Annotated in this window: 14 protein-coding genes; 11 read left to right on the top strand and 3 right to left on the bottom strand. The window is 34.5% G+C overall.

What is annotated here, in order from left to right; genetic code table 11:
• The first annotated feature begins 80 nt into the window (after positions 1–80).
• Positions 81–773, top strand: a complete 693-nt coding sequence (locus E0Z07_RS17175) for an SIMPL domain-containing protein (RefSeq protein ID WP_016648996.1) — start codon at positions 81–83, stop codon at positions 771–773.
• Between the two features lie 61 nt (positions 774–834).
• Here E0Z07_RS17175 and E0Z07_RS17170 read toward each other — a convergent pair whose 3' ends face one another.
• The gene (locus tag E0Z07_RS17170; RefSeq protein WP_131541041.1) at positions 835–2,526 is read right to left on the bottom strand and encodes an acyl-CoA synthetase; all 1,692 of its coding nucleotides are present in this window, start codon (positions 2,524–2,526) and stop codon (positions 835–837) included.
• 269 nt (positions 2,527–2,795) lie between these two features.
• Entirely contained in the window at positions 2,796–3,764 is a 969-nt protein-coding gene (locus E0Z07_RS17165; RefSeq protein ID WP_059051229.1) for an aminodeoxychorismate synthase component I, read from the bottom strand.
• Between the two features lie 40 nt (positions 3,765–3,804).
• Here E0Z07_RS17165 and E0Z07_RS17160 point away from each other — a divergent pair, with 40 nt between their 5' ends.
• From E0Z07_RS17160 to E0Z07_RS17110, 10 genes are all read left to right on the top strand, one after another.
• Positions 3,805–4,386 (top strand): anthranilate synthase component II, encoded by a 582-nt coding sequence (locus E0Z07_RS17160; protein WP_131541040.1) that lies wholly within the window; start codon positions 3,805–3,807, stop codon positions 4,384–4,386.
• A gap of 312 nt (positions 4,387–4,698) precedes the next feature.
• Complete coding sequence (gene mdtD / locus E0Z07_RS17155) at positions 4,699–6,120, top strand: multidrug transporter subunit MdtD (protein ID WP_059051227.1); 1,422 nt, start codon at positions 4,699–4,701, stop codon at positions 6,118–6,120.
• Between the two features lie 53 nt (positions 6,121–6,173).
• Positions 6,174–6,611: a GNAT family N-acetyltransferase gene (locus E0Z07_RS17150; protein WP_006258448.1), complete on the top strand. Its 438-nt coding sequence runs from the start codon at positions 6,174–6,176 to the stop codon at positions 6,609–6,611.
• Positions 6,612–8,272: 1,661 nt separating this feature from the next.
• Entirely contained in the window at positions 8,273–8,932 is a 660-nt protein-coding gene (locus E0Z07_RS17140) for a succinate dehydrogenase cytochrome b subunit (protein WP_006258447.1), read from the top strand.
• A gap of 2 nt (positions 8,933–8,934) precedes the next feature.
• Entirely contained in the window at positions 8,935–10,854 is a 1,920-nt protein-coding gene (locus E0Z07_RS17135) for a fumarate reductase/succinate dehydrogenase flavoprotein subunit (protein ID WP_006258446.1), read from the top strand.
• 12 nt (positions 10,855–10,866) lie between these two features.
• Positions 10,867–11,619, top strand: coding sequence for a succinate dehydrogenase/fumarate reductase iron-sulfur subunit (locus tag E0Z07_RS17130; RefSeq protein ID WP_006258445.1), 753 nt, complete (start codon positions 10,867–10,869; stop codon positions 11,617–11,619).
• A gap of 18 nt (positions 11,620–11,637) precedes the next feature.
• On the top strand, positions 11,638–12,840 hold the full coding sequence (locus E0Z07_RS17125) for a porin (RefSeq protein ID WP_006258444.1): 1,203 nt from the start codon (positions 11,638–11,640) through the stop codon (positions 12,838–12,840).
• Between the two features lie 24 nt (positions 12,841–12,864).
• Entirely contained in the window at positions 12,865–14,295 is a 1,431-nt protein-coding gene (locus E0Z07_RS17120; protein WP_006258443.1) for an anion permease, read from the top strand.
• A gap of 119 nt (positions 14,296–14,414) precedes the next feature.
• A complete protein-coding gene (locus E0Z07_RS17115) occupies positions 14,415–15,722 on the top strand; it encodes a cryptochrome/photolyase family protein (protein ID WP_131541039.1) in 1,308 nt (435 codons plus the stop codon).
• A 105-nt stretch (positions 15,723–15,827) separates the two neighbouring features.
• Positions 15,828–17,840: a sensor histidine kinase gene (locus tag E0Z07_RS17110; RefSeq protein ID WP_006258441.1), complete on the top strand. Its 2,013-nt coding sequence runs from the start codon at positions 15,828–15,830 to the stop codon at positions 17,838–17,840.
• A gap of 2 nt (positions 17,841–17,842) precedes the next feature.
• Here the strand turns inward: E0Z07_RS17110 and E0Z07_RS17105 are convergent, their stop codons facing one another.
• Positions 17,843–18,604, bottom strand: coding sequence for a hypothetical protein (locus tag E0Z07_RS17105; RefSeq protein ID WP_006258440.1), 762 nt, complete (start codon positions 18,602–18,604; stop codon positions 17,843–17,845).
• Positions 18,605–18,714 lie beyond the last annotated feature (110 nt).

Genomic DNA, 18,714 nt, shown 5'->3' with positions numbered 1-18,714 from the left:
ATTATTTATGAACTTGGTACTATTTACAGTATGTTTTTTAGATACATTTGTAATATAACAAAGCAAAAAGAAAGTCACAAATGAAAAAAATGTCAATTATGTTCGCGTCATTATTAATGACAACAACAGCTATCGTAGCTCAAAATAACAACGGTGTAGTTGTTCCACAGATTCAAGTAAATGGAGTAGGAAAGGTAAATGTTACACCAGATAAAGTAGTCATTAGAGTAGGAGTAGAGAATAAAGCTGATTTAGCAGCAGATGCTAAAAAAGCAAATGATAAAGCTATCGCAACGATCATTAAGTACATAAAATCAATGAAAATAGAAGATAAAGACATGCAGACAGAACGTGTGAGCCTTTATAAATCTAGAGACTATGAAGAGAAGAAAGATTATTTTACAGCATCTCAGACTTTATCTATTACATTGACAGATATCTCTAAGTATGAGAAGTTAATGGTAGGACTTACAGAGTCTGGAGTGAATAGAATCGATGGAGTAGACTTCCAGTCTTCTAAGACAGCAATGTATGAAGCAGAAGCTCGTACACTAGCAGTAAAAGAAGCAAAACAAAAAGCTACTGATTATGCAAATGCATTAGGGCAAAAAGTAGGTAAAGCTATTTTAGTATCTGATAGCAGTGCATCTACACCTATTATCGTTAGACCGATGGCAATGATGAAAGCATCAGCGGATTTCGGAGAACAAACTATCGCTTTAGGAGAATTAGAAGTAGTGTCTAATGTGTCTATTAGTTTTACGTTAGAATAGTAAGTTTTTTATTCATAATTAGAGAGGGCTGTCAGATATCTGGCAGCCCTTTTCTCTTTTCTTATTTTACGTAGTCAAACTCTAGTTCAACTTCTTGTTTTTTGGCAATCCTTTCAGCTTGTAAGGCTCTTAGTTCTACACGCTTTATTTTACCACTAATGGTCTTTGGTAGCTCTGTCACAAACTCTATTTTACGAGGCATCTTATAAGGTGCTAAATGTTCACGAGAGTATTTAAATAATTCGTTAGCTAGCTCAACAGATGCTTTAGTATGGTCATTTAAGATAATAAACGCTTTTACTTCAAACCCTTTTACAGGATGAGGACTTGCTACTACAGCAGATTCTACTACATCATGATGTTCTAATAATACACTTTCTACTTCGAATGGGCCGATGCGGTAATCAGAAGCTTTGATCACATCATCATCTCTACCGATAAACCAGATATAACCATCTTCATCTTTATATGCCTTGTCGCCTGTGTAGTATAATCCATGTTTAAATACTTCACTCTGTTTTACTTTGTCGTATAAGTATTCTTTAAATATCCCGTTTAGCTGTCCTGTACCTGTTTTTACACAGATATTCCCTTCCTCATTGATCGCTACTTCTTTTCCATCATCATCTGCAATGACAATGTCGTATAAGAAAGTAGGTTTACCCATAGAACCATATTTTAGCTTAGCATTAGGATAGTTAGCGATCATACAAGTACTTTCTGTTTGACCAAAACCATCTCTAACGACTAACCCAGTTCCTTCTTTCCATTCCTCAATGATCTCAGGGTTTAGAGGTTCACCAGCTGCTACACATTTCTTTAGGCTAAAGTTGTATTTCTTCAGATCCTCTTGTATAAAGAAACGCAGTACAGTAGGAGGAGCACATAAAGATGTCACCTCGTGTTTCTCTATCATCTCTAGTGTTTTAGCAGCATTGAAGCGTTCTTTTGTAGCAAAAGCAAATATTGTAGCGCCCACATTCCAAGGTGCGAACAGACTACTCCAAGCAAATTTAGCCCACCCAGGTTGTGAGATATTATAGTGAATATCATTGCTAGTAAGTCCTATCCAAGAGGTAGTAGTAAGGTGCCCAAGAGGTTGACTTAACTGAGTATGGCATACTATCTTAGGCATTCCAGTAGTACCAGAGGTAAAGAACATAAATAGGGTATCATCAGGTTTAGTCATTTCACCTTTTGCCTCTTTGCTCTGTTCATCTAGTACAGTCAGTGGGTACCAACCTTCTCTTTGTCCATCTACGATAATCTTTACAGGGATCACTATACCAGATTCTTTCTCTGCTTGATCTATCTTTTCTACATTGTCACTATCAGCTAGTATTACTTTAGGAGCTATCTTTTGGAATCTGTATACTAGATCTTTTACACCTAGTATACTTGCAGCAGGTGATAATCGATATCCCGCTTTTATTGTAGCTAAATGCGTTACCCAGTTAATGCGTTGTAGCATCATTTGTGTTAGAATCACATCATCTTTTTGAATCCCTTTAGAACGCAAAAAGTTAATCAATTGGTTATACCTGTCATGTAAGGTCTGAAAGGTGTAGTGATGAGTCACCTCTCCATCTGTCCATAATAGGGCAGTCTTCTCAGGTGTCTCTTTTACGTGTATATCTTCATACACTTCTTGTACCCAGTTAAAGTACTCTGGCTTTTCGATTTTTAGATCATGTAAGGCATCGTAATTCTGATCGATGAGTAATTCACCGATTTGTTTATACAAATCTTTCATTCTTTATTAAATTAGTTTTTGGTAGGGGTAATTTACAGAATTAAGATGTATATAAAAATAAAATAATCAATTATGAATAGACAAAGTGCTTGTTTTTAGTGATTTTAATTAACTAAAATGCAATAAAAAGTAGTGCAATATGATAATTGAATAATTTAAATTCGCTCAGTAGAGTTGTTTTTTAACTATTATTAATAAGAGTTGTTTATCACTTTAAAAATGATAAAAATGAATTTATACTAGTTGATTTGTATTTTAATTGAAATTAATCAACTAGGTATGTATATTTTTTGAAGTAACTCTTCGTATTCTTTTTCTACTTCACTAGACGAGGTTATTCCTCCACCACTTTTATACACCAGTTGATTAGATTGTTGTTCTATAAAGCGAATCATCACAGCACTATCAACGCTTTCACCATCATAGATACCACATACTCCAGTATAGTAATTGCGGTCGTATTGTTCTGCTTTGGCTATTATATTTACTGTACTTTCTTTAGGAGATCCAGTGATAGAGCCAGCAGGTAGTAGTTTGCTAAATATAGTTCCTATTCCATGGTGCCAATTAGGAGATAGCTCTCCTGCTATCTCAGAACTCATTTGTAAGATAGGTCCTTTAGAAGTCTCTAATCGATCTAGATATCTAAATCGGTTCACTCTTACTTTTTTAGAAACAATGTTTAAATCATTTCGGATTAAATCAACTATTGTATAATGTTCAGCTGTTTCTTTTTGATTGTTTAACAGTATCTCAGCTGCATTAGGAATATCAGCTTTTATAGTTCCTTTCATAGGATAGGAGTATATCGCATTATCCTTGATTTGAACGAATATCTCAGGTGAGAAGCACGTGAACTGATCTTTTACCAGTAGTTTATACTTAGCTTTAGCAGTGTGATACACATCTTCTAAGGTGTATTCAGATGATATAGGCGTAGCTACAGTGAGGTTAATAAGGTATGTATTCCCTAGCTGTAACTCTTGTTTGACGATATCAAACTTCTCTTGATATTGCTTAAAACTAAGGGGAGTAGCTTCTATTTTTAGATCAGAGATATGCTCTTTTGGTTGTGTATTGCTTATTCCGTTGAAGTTATATTTTATTTCTTCTTGATCAATATCTTTTAAGGGTTGGATGATACAGTCTTTTCCATCATAGCTAATGATAAAAAGGAAAGGAATTCTCTGTGATCCCAATGAGTTCATTAGAGAGATAGTTGTATCTTTGAGCACCATATTTAATCAAGTTTAAAGGTTCAAAAGTACAAAATAGTTTATGAGTGAAATCAAACAAATTGTTATAATAGATAATCATGACTCGTTTACTTATAATTTGGTTCAACTCTTTGATGAGAACGAACATTGTAATATTACAGTAATTCCTCATGATGAGGTTGTTTTAGAATCTTTGGATAAGTTTGATATGCTTGTTTTATCTCCAGGACCAGATGTCCCTCGTAGTTACCCTATCTTGTTTCGAATATTAGATAGATATAAAGCAGATAAACCGATCTTAGGTGTTTGTCTAGGGCATCAGACTATCGGAGAGTACTTCGGAGCTACATTAGAGAATCTATCTTATGTCTATCACGGGCAGTCTACTACCTTATATTACAGAACAGAAGATGTTTTATTTGCTACTATAGATACACCTGTTTCAGTGGGGTTATATCATTCATGGGCTTTATCGACTACTGATTTTCCAGAAGAACTAGAGATAGTAGCGCTTAGCGATGAAGGAGTTATCATGTCTATTCGCCATAAAGTGTATAATATTAAGGGAGTACAGTTTCACCCTGAATCTTATATTACCTCTCATGGTAGAGAAATCATAAATAATTGGGTATTATCCCTGTAATGGTTAGATTATTTATTGTGTTTTGCTTGTAATAGCATTTTTTTATCAATCATTATAGAGTTTGTCTATTAAATTTTGCAGTATAAATAATATAAAAATTATCTATCTAATAATAGTATAGCTATAAAAATTATATATTAATAAAGAAAGAGATAGGGAAATGTATAATTGATATAACTACTGTTTTTTCATCATTTTAAAGCCTATTTAGGATAAAAAATATCTATCTAATTCATTAAATAAATGAGAATAGATACTCTAATTTTGCACTGTGAAAAAGAAATTATTAATTACTAAATGATTTAGAATACAATGCAAGCAGGAGTAATAAAAGATGAAAGAACACGCAAATATTTACCATGGCTGGGAGCTCTAGCCATCTTTATGCAAGCACTAGATGCTACAATTTTAAACACAGGATTACCCTCTATCGCTAAGAGCTTAGGAGAGTCGCCCTTAGGGATGCAGAGTATCATCGTGTCCTATACATTGACAGTCGCTTTATTGATTCCGTTGAGTGGGTGGTTAGCCGACCGATTTGGTACGAAGAGAATCTTTATCCTAGCAGTGGGGCTATTTACGTTAGGTTCTGTATTCTGTTCTATGTCAGCTACCTTAGATCAGTTAGTTCTAGCACGTATATTTCAGGCTGTTGGAGGAGCGATGATGGTGCCTGTAGCCCGACTAACTCTTATCTATGCTTATCCTAAAAACCAGTTGTTAAAGGTGATTAACTTTATCACCATACCAGGATTGATAGGACCTATGCTAGGACCTGCAGTAGGAGGTTTTTTAGTAGAGAAGTTGTCTTGGCATTGGATATTCCTAATCAATGTACCAGTAGGCGTGATAGCAGTACTCTTTGCTAGAAAAATCATTCCTAATTTTACCAATACGGTAGGGCGTTTTGACCTTATGGGATGGGTGTTGTTTAGTGGAGGATTGACTACCTTAACTTTAGTAATAGAGAAATGGAATAGCCCGACAATATCATCAGTACAATTAATTACACTATTTATTGTAGCGATGCTAATGGGAGTAGCTTATGTATTCTATGCTAGAATGACAAAAGAACCTTTGATTAAATTGAGCTTATTTAAGATTACCACGCTTCGTTTAGGGTTGATTGGTAACTTAATTACACGTTTCGGAATTGGGGGAATGCCATTGATGATCCCTTTATTATTACAAGTAGGATATGGGTACTCAGCGATGTACGCAGGGATGATGATGATTCCACAAGCCTTGTCTAATTTGGTTTCTCGTAATTTCGTAGTACCTATTGTAAGACGTTTTGGATACAGAAGTACGTTGATTACCAATACAGTACTGACAGGCTTGTTAATCAGCTGTTTCTTCTTTATAACGCCTACTACGCCTTATTGGGTAATTATCTTACTGATGATCGGTAACGGTGCTTTTAACGCGATACAGTTTACCTCTATGAATACCATTTCTTTAGCCGATTTAGACCAAGATACGTCTAGTGAAGGAAACAGTCTGCTATCTGTGACACAGCAGTTAGCAGTAAGTTTAGGAATATCTTTATCAGCGATGGTGTTGATGTTGTTTCAGAACAGTCAGATTGCAGAATCAGGTGATAAGATAGGTGTGTTTAGATATACCTTCTTAGTTATGGGATTGATCACGATACTGTCTAGTTTAGTATTTACTAATCTGAGTAAAGACGCAGGATCAAGTATGTCTGGAGCGCGCTCGTATAAAAAAGAATAAAAACATTGTCTCTGTTTTTTAAAATAGTTACTTTTCTTTAAAAATAAGTAGAGATGGAGATAAGAAAGATGGAAATCAACGATGCTGATGTAGTTGCTAATCTTTTAGAACAAATGGGATATCCTAATACCTTGGGTTTTTTGCCCCATAGAATAGCAGAAATGAATAATTGTGAACGAGAGGCGCTCTTAGTAGTAGAGGACGAGGGACAAGTCATTGCCTTTATCTCAGTACACTTTATTCCTCAGATAGCTTTAGAAGGTGATTTTGCAAGGATAAGTTATTTTACTGTAGATCAGAATATCAGGAGTAAGGGTGTAGGGAGATTAGTAGAAGAACACGTAACAGCTCTAGCGAAAAGCAGAGGGTGTGATAGAATAGAACTCCACAGCCATAGTAGAAGGACAGATGCACATCGCTTCTATTTCAGACAGGGGTACGAGGATGTACCTAAGTATCTAGTCAAGTATTTAAACCCGGATTCGCATTAGTCAAATACTATAAGGTAATTCTACTTCATATCTCTTTCATTAGTTCTTAAACCATATTATAGTATGCTTTACGCATTAATTCAGAGCTATTTTGTATAATTACTTTTCGTTTAGATGTCTATCGACAACCTAGGTTAAAGTAGAACTTCAGTCTTAGAGGAATAGATCAGAAAATATATATTATGAAGCAGTAGTATACTTTGGTGTACTACTGTTTTTTTATGTGCTTTAGTTTTGTATTCTATTAAAATTGCTTCTCATTTTTTTCTTTTTGAGTAGAAAATAGCCTCTTAAAAGACCAATTATATAGTTTTTAGACTCTTTTTTTTTTCATTTTAAAGATGAAATAAAGGATATATAGCTGTTTTTATAAAAAATAAGGAGTGTTTTTTTTGATATGAAATTATGTTAACTGGTTAATAATAAGTTTGTTAATTGGTTTTATGTTCTTTTTAGCACTTATCTATAATAGCTCTCAAGCCTAGTATTTAAAGGTGTTATAAGAAGATCCTTCGACAATACATGGACAATACCTCGATAATGGTGGAGCAGAGCATGGGTTAGTCCAACAAATGTGCTTTTATACTCCACTTACTGTTCTTGTATTCCATGTTATGATTCAATCTAAATTAGATAGGAATAGAAGCTCCATTGATACACTTACATTATCCTATTCTGATTTAAACACACTTCTAATGACAGCTTTTAAAAGAAAGAGAAAAATAGAAGTGTAAAATTGAGGATTCTGCAATCGCTCTTTTTAGGGTTTGATAGGTAGAAAAAGTAATCTTCGGGAGAGGAATTACTTCTTTTTAGACTAAATTCTTAATATGAACCATTAATAGGAAAATACAGTTTAGTGTATAAAAGAAGAAGAAATGAGGCTTATTTAGGTTTATTACAACTTTTATAGAAAGTTATTTAGTCAGTTTAAGCAACTTTTTAGAATATATGTAATATGTACTTAAATGTAGTAAATAAGAGGGTTTCATGGTTTTATCTGTTTATAAATTATGAATAATATAATAGATTTCTTTTTTAGGGATCTGAAATGAATATAATGATTTTTACTACTATTTAGTTGTGTTTATTTGAAAGAATACATAAAGAGTATGATGTATTATTATTTGTAGTGCTAATTAAATTTGTTAAAAAGAGCATTGTGGTATGGAATTTGTTTTTTTGTTAAAAGAGCAGCGTATTCTTTAGAAGTATTAGTACTATTTATAATGATTATATACTTTATTATAACTAATTATTTTTTTAAGGAACGTTATTTATGTTAAAAATATTTGATAATTTTAAATACAAGTTCACATTGATTGTAATATTATATTGATGTACGTTAATGTGTATAGGTAGTGAGTAAAACCAAATGAGGGCTGATATATGTCATCTTTGAAATAACACTAAAATTATACTTTTAACATATAAATAAAGAAAACGATTAGAGTCTATTTGAAATTAGAATATAAAATTGTTTATAGGATGTTTTTGAGTGTATCAAGACATTTTACTCTTGTAGAATGTATGTATCTAAAAGAAGTAAAAACGAAAAAATACTCCATAATAAATAGAAGTAAAATATAGTACTGATTTTCTAAATAGGCTTTTAGTAACAATAATAAGGATTCATTAATTATTAAAAACAAAGTACAAAGATGAACACACTCTCACGCAAGATTGTAATGGCCGCGACAGGATTATTTCTTTGCTTTTTCCTATTAATTCACTTTTTAGGAAATACACAGTTATTTTTAGAGCCAGAACACGCAAGACTTAGCTTTAATGCGTACTCGCATTTTCTAACCGGAAATCCATTGGTAAAAATGGTTTCTTATGTTTTATATGCTTCTATTATAGGACATGCCATCTATGCTTTAATTATTACTTCTAAGAACAAGGCTTCTGGAGGTACTTATAAAAAAGATAATAGAGGTAGAGCTAGTAAATGGTACAGCAGAAATATGGGAGTATTAGGGACAATAGTTTTAATCTTTATTGTTCTGCATTTTCAAAACTTTTGGTATGTGTATAAGTTTGGAGAAATAGGCATCGATGCTAATGGAAACAAAGATTTATACGCAGTAGTAGTTACAGCATTCCAAGAGCTGTGGTTAGTAGTGGTATATGTTATCGCGATGGTAGCATTGTGTTATCACTTGATCCACGGAATTACGAGTGGAGTAAGAACGTTAGGTTTATTTCACCCAAAGTTTGTACGTTGGGTTAATATCTTCGGAGTTGCTTATTCAGTAATTATTTGTGTAGGATTTGCTGCAATGCCAATTTTTATTTACATCACTAATCTTAAAAACTAGCTATGAAATTAGATGCAAAAATACCTCAGGGGCCATTAGAAGAAAAATGGTTTAACTATAAAAAAACTGCTCGTTTGGTAAACCCTGCGAATAGAAAAAAACTTGATGTAATCGTTATCGGAACAGGATTAGCAGGAAGTTCATTAGCCGCTTCTCTAGGAGAGATGGGATATAATGTAAAAGCTTTTTGTTTTCAAGATACACCTCGTCGTGCGCACTCTGTAGCTGCACAAGGTGGGGTGAACGCTGCAAAAAATTATAAAAACGACGGTGACAGTGTGTACCGTATGTTCGTAGATACATTAAAAGGAGGAGACTTTAGAGCGAGAGAAGCGAACGTATATCGTCTAGCAGAATGTTCTCTTAACTTGATCGACCAAGCGGTAGCTCAGGGGGTTCCTTTCGGTAGAGAATACGGAGGATACTTAAACAATAGATCATTCGGAGGAGTACAGGTAAGTAGAACCTTCTACGCAAGAGGTCAAACGGGACAACAGTTATTATTAGGTACTTACCAAGCGTTAATGCGTCAAGTGGATAAGAAAACAGTACAACTATACTCTTCTCATGAGATGCTAGATATCGTGGTGATCGATGGTAAAGCAAGAGGTGTAGTAGTGCGTAACTTAGAGACTGGTGAGATAGAGAAACACTCAGCACATGCTGTAGTATTAGCAACAGGAGGTTTCGGTAAGATTTATTACCTATCTACTTTAGCGATGGGATGTAATGGATCTGCTATCTGGAGAGCACATAAAAAAGGAGCGTATTTCGCTTCTCCTAGCTGGACTCAGATTCACCCAACTTCATTGCCTCAGTCTGGAGATTACCAATCTAAACTAACATTAATGTCAGAATCACTGCGTAATGATGGACGTATATGGGTACCTAAGAAAGCAGATGATACAAGAGAGGCAAATGATATCCCAGAGGATGAAAGAGATTACTACTTAGAGCGTCGTTATCCTGCATTCGGTAACTTAGCACCTCGTGACATCTCATCTCGTGCAGCTAAGGAGCGTATCGATGCTGGACATGGTGTAGGACCATTAAAGAATGCGGTATACTTAGATTTCTCTAAAGCAATCAAAGAACAAGGACAACCAAAAATCGCTGAGAAGTACGGAAACTTATTCCGTATGTATGAGAAGATCACGGGTATCAATGCGTATAAAGAACCAATGAAGATATCTCCTGCTGCTCACTTCTCTATGGGAGGACTATGGGTAGATTATGAGTTAATGACTACTATTCCTGGATTATTTGCATTAGGAGAAGCGAACTTCGCGGATCACGGAGCGAATAGATTAGGAGCGAACTCATTGCTTCAGGCTTCTGTAGATGGATACTTTATCGCACCTTATACGATCGCAAACTATCTAGCAGATCAGATTAGAGTAGGTAAGATCTCTACAGATCATCCAGAGTTCGACAAAGTGGTGACTGAGAATAAAGAAAAAATAGACCAATTATTAAATATAAAAGGGGATAAGTCAGTGGACTACTACCACAAAAAATTAGGTAAGTTATTATATGATTATTGTGGTCTAGCTAGAACAGCTGAAGGGTTAACTTATGCAATCGAAGAGATTAAAAAGTTAAGAGATGAATTTTATAAAAACGTTCATGTTCCAGGAGAGAATGATACCATGAATGCTGAATTAGAAAAAGCAGGACGTGTAGCAGATTATCTAGAGATTGGTGTGTTAATGTGTTATGATGCATTGACTAGAAACGAGTCTTGTGGAGCACACTTTAGAGAAGAGTACCAGACAGAGGAAGGGGAAGCTGAGCGTAATGACGCTGAGTTCCAATACATCTCTGCATGGGAGTGGCCAGGGTCATTAGATAAAGAGCCTATCTTGAATAAAGAGGAGTTAAAATTCGAATTCGTACAACCAACTATCCGTAGTTATAAATAATTAAAAAAGTCTATGAAACTGCATTTAAAAATTTGGAGACAAAAAAATCGTAAAACACAAGGAAAACTTGTTGATTATACGTTAGAAAATGTAAATCCGCATATGTCTTTCTTGGAGATGTTGGATACATTAAACGAACAATTAATTGTAAATAAAGAAGAACCAGTAGAGTTCGACCACGACTGTAGAGAAGGTATCTGTGGACAATGTGGTGTAGTAATCAATGGAAACCCTCATGGACCATTAGAGAATACAACGACGTGCCAGTTACACATGCGTGAGTTCAGAGATGGTGAGACGGTATTAATAGAACCTTTTAGAGCAAAGGGATTCCCAGTGAAGAAGGACCTAAAAGTGGACAGAAGTGCTTTTGACCGTATTATCTCTGCTGGAGGATATGTATCTGTAAATACAGGACAGGCTCCGGAGGCTAATACAATCCCTGTGTCACATGAGACAGCAGAATCAGCTTTTGACTCTGCGGCGTGTATCGGATGTGGAGCATGTGTGGCTACTTGTAAGAATGGTAGTGCTGCCCTATTCACATCAGCTAAGATTACTCAATTAGCCCTGTTACCTCAATCTCAAGAGGAGCGTAAAGAAAGAGCGTTGAGAATGATCTCGCAGATGGATGCAGAAGATTTCGGGCACTGTTCTAATACAGAAGCGTGTGAAGTAGAATGCCCACAAGGTATTTCTGTACTTAACATTGCACGTATGAACTACGAGTACAATCGTGCTAGCTTTTTAAAGTTTAAGAAATAACAAATAAAAAATAAGCCTATGAGCACTCTCACACTCTATAATAGCTTAAAATTTAAAATAATAGTAGGAGCAGGATTATGCTGCTCCGCTATTTCATTCGCACAAGAAGTCAAGACAGATACAATCAAAGTCTTCGAAGATAAGGTTATTATCAATCCTGAACCGCAGAAATATCCTAAGTTTAAAGTAGGAGGAGTATTCCAGACTAGATACTTAGATAACTTTAAAAAAGGTGTGGATATAGATGGACTACATCACTCAGAAACACCAGAAAAGACAAGTTATGCTAACAATTCTTTTGATATCAAGAGAATGCGTGTTTCTATGAATGCGAAGATTACTGAAAACTTAGAAGTAACAGCTCTTGTTAATTTTGCGGACTTTAAGAATAAAGATGTAAGTACACGAGTTTTAGAAAATGCGTATGCTAAGTATACGGTTAACCGTTACTTTCAGATTACAGTAGGACAGTTTAGACCTCTATTCGGATTAGAAGAGACGTATGCGGTAGATATTGTGAAGTCAATAGATTACTCTAACTCTTACTATCTATTCGGTAACAATGGGTGGATGAGCTTCCAGGTAGGTGCTGCTATTACAGGTAGTGTAGACTTGGGTAAAGTGCCAATGAGTTACGGGTTCTCTGTGACCAATGGTAATGGAAAGAATAAGACGGATAGTGATGATGGTAAGCATTACTCAAGTAGACTTTTATTTAACCTGAATAAGAAGCATGATTTTAATGTAGGTATTAGTGGAGGTATAGGTGAGGTGCAAAAAGAAAATGTATATGCAGTAGGAGTAGAGGCAGCAGCTAAGTTTCCTATTGGAGATCGTTGGTGTTTTGATTTTCAAACAGAGGCTAAGCAAGGGACTAATCACGATGCGTTCTTTAAGCTGGCAGCTGATAAGCGCTTAGGTAAGTTAGATGATTATGTGATGAAGAGTTTCTATGTGCTACCTAATATTCGATATGAAGTAGGTAAAAAGCACTTCCAGGCTATCGAGTTCGCATGTCGATATGAGTATCTAGATGCGGAGTCACAGTTAAACTCTAATGCACGTCAGACATTGACACCTATGTTTAGTTTAGAGTTCCTTAAAAATTATGGAGCAAGAATCCAACTGGGGATGCAAATAGACAACTTTAAAGAAAATATAAAAGATTCGAAAACTTATAATTCTAATCTAGCATTTATCCAATTGCAATGTAGATTCTAATTGTACCACAAAGACGTATAAGTGATGAAAGAAGTAAATCTTAAGAATCTTGCGATTACAGCTGTGATCGGGATTGCACTATGGTTTTGCCCAATTCCAGAAGGAGTAACTCCAGATGCCTGGCATTTATTTGCCATATTCGTAAGTACCATTTTAGGTATTATCCTAAAAGCCGCACCGATGGGAACAATGTGTATGTTAGCAGTAGGTCTAACAGCATTCTTTCAATTGTTAGCACCTGGAGATCCAGGTAAGTCAATAGCACTGAGTTTAAGTGGTTTTGGAGATAAAGTAATTTGGTTAATCGGTATCTCTTTCTTTATTGCAAGAGGTTTTATCAAAACAGGATTAGGAAATAGAATAGCGTTTTTATTTATTCGCGCCTTTGGAAAAAGTACATTGGGGTTAGCGTATGGATTAGGATTAGCAGACTTAGTATTAGCACCTGCTATTCCTAGTAATACTGCTCGTGGAGGAGGAATCATCTACCCTATTATGAAGTCTATGGCTATGAACTTCGGTTCTGATGCGACTAAACCAGAAACACATAAGAAGTTAGGTTCTTTCTTGACACTGAACTGTTATTATATGAACTTGATCGCGTCATCTATGTTCTTAACAGGTACAGCGAGTAACCCGATGTGTCAGAAGTTCGCTGCTGATATGGGAATTAATATTTCATGGATGTCATGGGCGGCTGCAGGTTTTGTACCTGGGTTAGTTGCTTTTATTTTGACTCCGATAGTATTATATAAAATCTTCCCACCAGAACTTAAGAAAACAGGCGATGCACCTAAGGTGGCTGCTGAAAAATTAAGAGAAATGGGGAAGCTATCTATATCAGAGATCTTGATGTTAATGACTTTCGTTATTCTGTTAGCACTTTGGATTACTGGAGATTTATTTAGTATCGATGCGACTACTACTGCGTTTATTGGTTTAGCAATCTTACTGTTGACATCTGTGTTGACATGGGATGATGTAAAGGCAGAAAAAGGAGCTTGGGATACTATTGTATGGTTCGCGGTATTAGTGATGATGGCGAGTTCATTGAATAAATTAGGTTTCATCGGATGGTTCAGTGATTTAGTAAAAGGTAAAATGGGTGATATGGATTGGCATTATGCTTTCCCTATTATTGTGATTGTTTACTTCTTTAGTCACTACATCTTCGCGAGTGCGACTGCTCATGTAGCTGCTATGTATGCTGCTTTATTAGGAGTAGGAGTCTCGTTAGGAGTTCCACCTGTATTATTAGCGATGATGTTAGGTTTCATGGGATCTATCTACGGGACATTAACACATTATGGACATGGTCCTGCACCAGTATTCTTCGGAAGTGGGTATGTAGAGCTAAAGTCGTGGTGGACTTATGGTCTAATCATCGGAGTTATGCTACTCGCTATTTATTTAGTGGTAGGTACGAGTTGGATGAGTTTAATAGGAGCTTTTTAATAAGTAGTTTATAATTTGATTTAGTAGGGCTAAGTATTCTTTTATATCTTTCGGGAATAAAAGAATGCTTAGCCCTTTTTTGATAATACGAAGGTAATCTAGGGATAAATAAGAAAACGATGAGAAAAGCAGAAGTAGTAGTAGTTTGGTTTAGACGTGATTTAAGATTAGAAGACAATGTCGCCTTTTATCATGCAGCAGAGAGTGGATACCCTATTCTACTTCTATTTATCTTTGATAAAGATATTTTAGAGCAGTTTAGCAATGTAGAGGATAGGCGTGTGCAGTATATTCACGAGCAGGTCGGGAAGATAAATGACGAGCTGAAGAAGTATAATTCAAGCGTTCAATGTTATCACAGTACAGTATCTGAGGCATTCGAACAATTAGCAGATAACTATTTAATAAAGGCTGTTTATAGCAATGAAGATTATGAGCCTCAGGCTATTCAAAGAGATCAAGAGGTAGCTTCTTTTCTTCAACAAAAGAATATCCTTTTTTATCAATATAAAGATCACGTTATTTTTAGAGGAGGTGAAATCTTAAAACAAGATGGCACAGCGTATCAAGTATATACTCCTTATGCTAAAAAATGGAGATCATTATTGACAGAAAATCATTTGTTTGATTATACCGTAGCCTTAGAAAAGGTATTGTTTCATCGTTTTCAAAGTGATATTCTATCTTTAGAACAGCTAGGGTATCGTCCTTCTGAAAACAGGAAGATAACCAATGAAGTAGATCTAGCTATCGTCTCGAGGTATGATCAGTATAGAGACTATCCAAGTATAAAAGGGACTAGTCTATTGGGTACAGCATTGCGCTTCGGTACAGTATCTATTAGGAAATGTGTACGTATTGCTTTAAAAGAAAACGATGTATGGCTATCAGAGTTGATTTGGAGAGAGTTCTTTAGTCAGATCATGTATTTATACCCTGCAGTAGAAAAGCATTGTTTTAAGTCTAAATATGAGGGTATAAAATATCGCAATAATGAGGCAGACTTCTTGGCATGGTGTGAAGGTAATACGGGATATCCGTTAGTAGATGCTGGAATGAGAGAGTTAAATGCTACAGGGTTTATGCATAATAGAGTGCGTATGGTAGTTGCTAGCTTTTTAGTAAAACATTTATTGATCGACTGGCGTTGGGGAGAGGCATATTTCGCTCAACAGTTACTAGATTACGACTTAGCTTCTAATAATGGGAATTGGCAATGGGTAGCTGGCTGTGGCTGTGATGCGGCACCCTACTTTAGAATATTTAACCCTACAGAGCAAGCAAAAAAGTTCGATAAAGACGGAAGCTATATGGATAAATGGGTTCCTGAGTGGCGAGAACTCTATTATAGACAACCAATAGTTGAACATAAGTTTGCTAGAGAAAGAGCTTTAGAAGTGTTTAAGGAAGGATTGCAAGAGTATTAATTTATTTTAGTAGTATTGTGTAAAATATTAATAAAAAGGTTGGTGATATAGGTGAGATAGCGTAATTTTTCATACATTTAACTTTTCTTAGAATCAAGAAGTGTAATGTTTAAAAAATACATTTTATATTGCTTATTAATCCCCTTTTTTCTTAGTTGTACTAAAAGTAAGGAGAGGCAAGTAGGTGTACAAAAACAGACACAAGGACTAGATTTAATAGATAAAAAAGAGGTTGTTTGTTCTGTTAATTATGTGGAAACCAGTCGCTTGGCTAAACGTTTACTTTTATTAGGTAACGCGTATTATTATAAGCAAAATGCTTTAGCGAATAAAGAAGATGTTTATAATGAAAAAAATAAGTTAACCTATGAGTATCTTAATGCATTAAAGAATAAGGATAGTGCATCACTAGCGAGTGCCTATTTTGATTTAGGCGAGCATTATCAATATACTGCTATTTCAGATAGTAGTTATTATTATTACAATAAATCAGCTCAATATTATAAGGGGATAAAGAATATTGAAGATCTTCAAAAAACGTATTTGTATTTCAGTATATTGCTAGCTAGCAGAGGTGTGTTTTTAGAAGCTCATATACAACTGTTACAAGCTATATCATTAAATGGGTATAATGTATCAAAGCATACTCTGTATAGTCAAGCATTTGTACTAGCCGTGATAGAGTTGGGTTTAGATAAAAATGATGAGGCTATCACTATGCTAAAAAAAGCTGAAGCATATTTAGACTCAGAAGAACTTAAAAACTTCTATTTAAGGGAACAGATATTGATGAATAAGATTTCTATTAAAAATAATTTGTCTCGAGCCTATATAGAGAAAGGCGAATACAATGATGCAGAAGAAGCGATTCAAGAAGCTTTTAGGTATTTAGAACAATTGGAGAATAAGGATAAAGAATCTTTTTATTCTATGCTCCTGCATACGAATGCATCACTTCAATTAAAGTATAAAAACTATGATACTGTAATAAGTTATATAGTTGAAGCTATGGATCATAGTCTAACTATAGGTAACTATCATGCTTATAATCTGAATAAAATACTATATGCTGAATATCAATTAGAAAGAGGGGAGTTTGTAAATGGGATTAAATTATTAGAAGAGGTATTCTCTTCTGCTGCTCAATATGATGATCTAAGAATACAGAAAAAGGCAATCGAATTACTTATGATGTATGATAAGATTGACTCTAAATCTAACTTTTATCATTATAAGCAGATTAACGAATTGATAAATAAGGATATCAATGCTGTAAGAAGTAAGTTCGCTAGACTAAAATATGAATCAGATTCGCTTATTCGATCTAATCAGATTTTAAAAGATCAGAATAATCTCATTACTTATGCGAGTATAGCACTTATTTTTAGTTTTATTGGAATACTATGTGTTATTTTCTATAGAAATAAGGCAAGGGAAATAGCTCTGGTGCAAATGTACCAAAAGGATACAGAAAAGTATTATGATTCTATTATCCATATTCAGAATAGTATAACAAGAGCGCAAGAACTCGAACGTAAGAAGTTTGCAAAAGAATTACACGACGGAGTATTGAACAAGCTATTTGTTACTCGGTTTTCTCTTTTACAATTAGAAAATGATAACCTTGAGTTAGTTAAAGAATCTTTAGTCAAAGAAGTACAAGAAGTAGAGTTATTTATTAGAAATAGTTCTCATGCGCTATACAATGAAGAGAAGTTCTTAGTTAGTAATTTTGGACAGCTTTTAGAGGAGTTAGTTTATTTGCAAAATAGAAATGTCAGTACAGTTTTTAGTATTGAAATTGACTCTAGAATAGAACTAGAGAGACTAAGTCATAAGATAAAAGTGAATATCTATAGAGTTCTTCAAGAAGCATTTCAAAATGTACAGAAGTATGCTGAAGCGAAAGAATGTAAATTAGTAATAGAATATCTATCAGACCAATATTTTCGTATGGAAGTTATAGATAATGGTAAAGGATTTAGCTTTAAATCTGTTAAGCGTGGATTAGGAATTAAAAATATGGAAGAACGACTTCGAGGGTTGAATTCAAAACTTATTGTAAAGAGTAAAAGAGGAATAGGTACTTCTATTTCTTTTTCTATTCAAAATAGCTAGATCTACAGTTTATATATCATCCAGATATTAGGCTCTGTATAATATCCTTTGTTAAGCTCAACGTTTACTCTAAGCGTAGTTAATCCCATAGGTAAAATGTATTCTTCAGAAGACTGAAAAGTATACCCAGTCCATTTTTCCCATTGAAGAATAGTACCTTCGACGTAGAATGAGGTAGTGCAGACACCTTGAATAATAGCTCCATTGATTACGTGTTTTCTAATTTCAATATCGTATGGTAATCCCCAATTATTAATCCATTGAGAATAATTCATTATATCTTGTAAGGGATAATGTTGTTTCATCTTAGGTCTTATGGGACAGATAATGTTTTGATATTCTTCTTGAGTAGCATAAAGCTTTAGGTTGTTTATTACATATTGGTGTACTTCATTTTCAGAATAAGACTTATTCGTAAAAATAGATAAGCAACACAGAGTATTTGGTTTTAGGATACGTTCATGGTCGGCAAATGATTTCTCTAATGCCCATCTCCACCCTCCATCTGAGAGTTTAGCGAACTCTGTTTTAGTTAAATGTAAAGGCACACAATGTATAGTTGCAACAAGGTTATTATTCTCTAGTACTATAAATTGCTGACTAGAAAATACTTTAAAAATAGAATTCCAATATTTTACTTTGCCACTGTCTGCCTGTAAGTATTGTGGTAAGTTACTTAGTTCTTTAATTTTTTGTACTAAGTTATCTTTCTGAACTGAATTTAATTGATCAAAACATATAAAGCTAAATTCTGCTGTATTCATTGTGTGTTGAAAATTACCATTTGCTAAGAGTTAGAAAGATACTGCATTTACAGAGATAAATATATTTTAATTGAAATTATTATCTGATTCTCTGCAAACACACCTAATAT

The sequence above is a fragment of the Myroides odoratimimus genome (genome assembly GCF_004337635.1).
GTDB classification, from domain to species: domain Bacteria; phylum Bacteroidota; class Bacteroidia; order Flavobacteriales; family Flavobacteriaceae; genus Flavobacterium; species Flavobacterium odoratimimum.
This window is presented reverse-complemented; position numbering and strand designations above follow the sequence as displayed.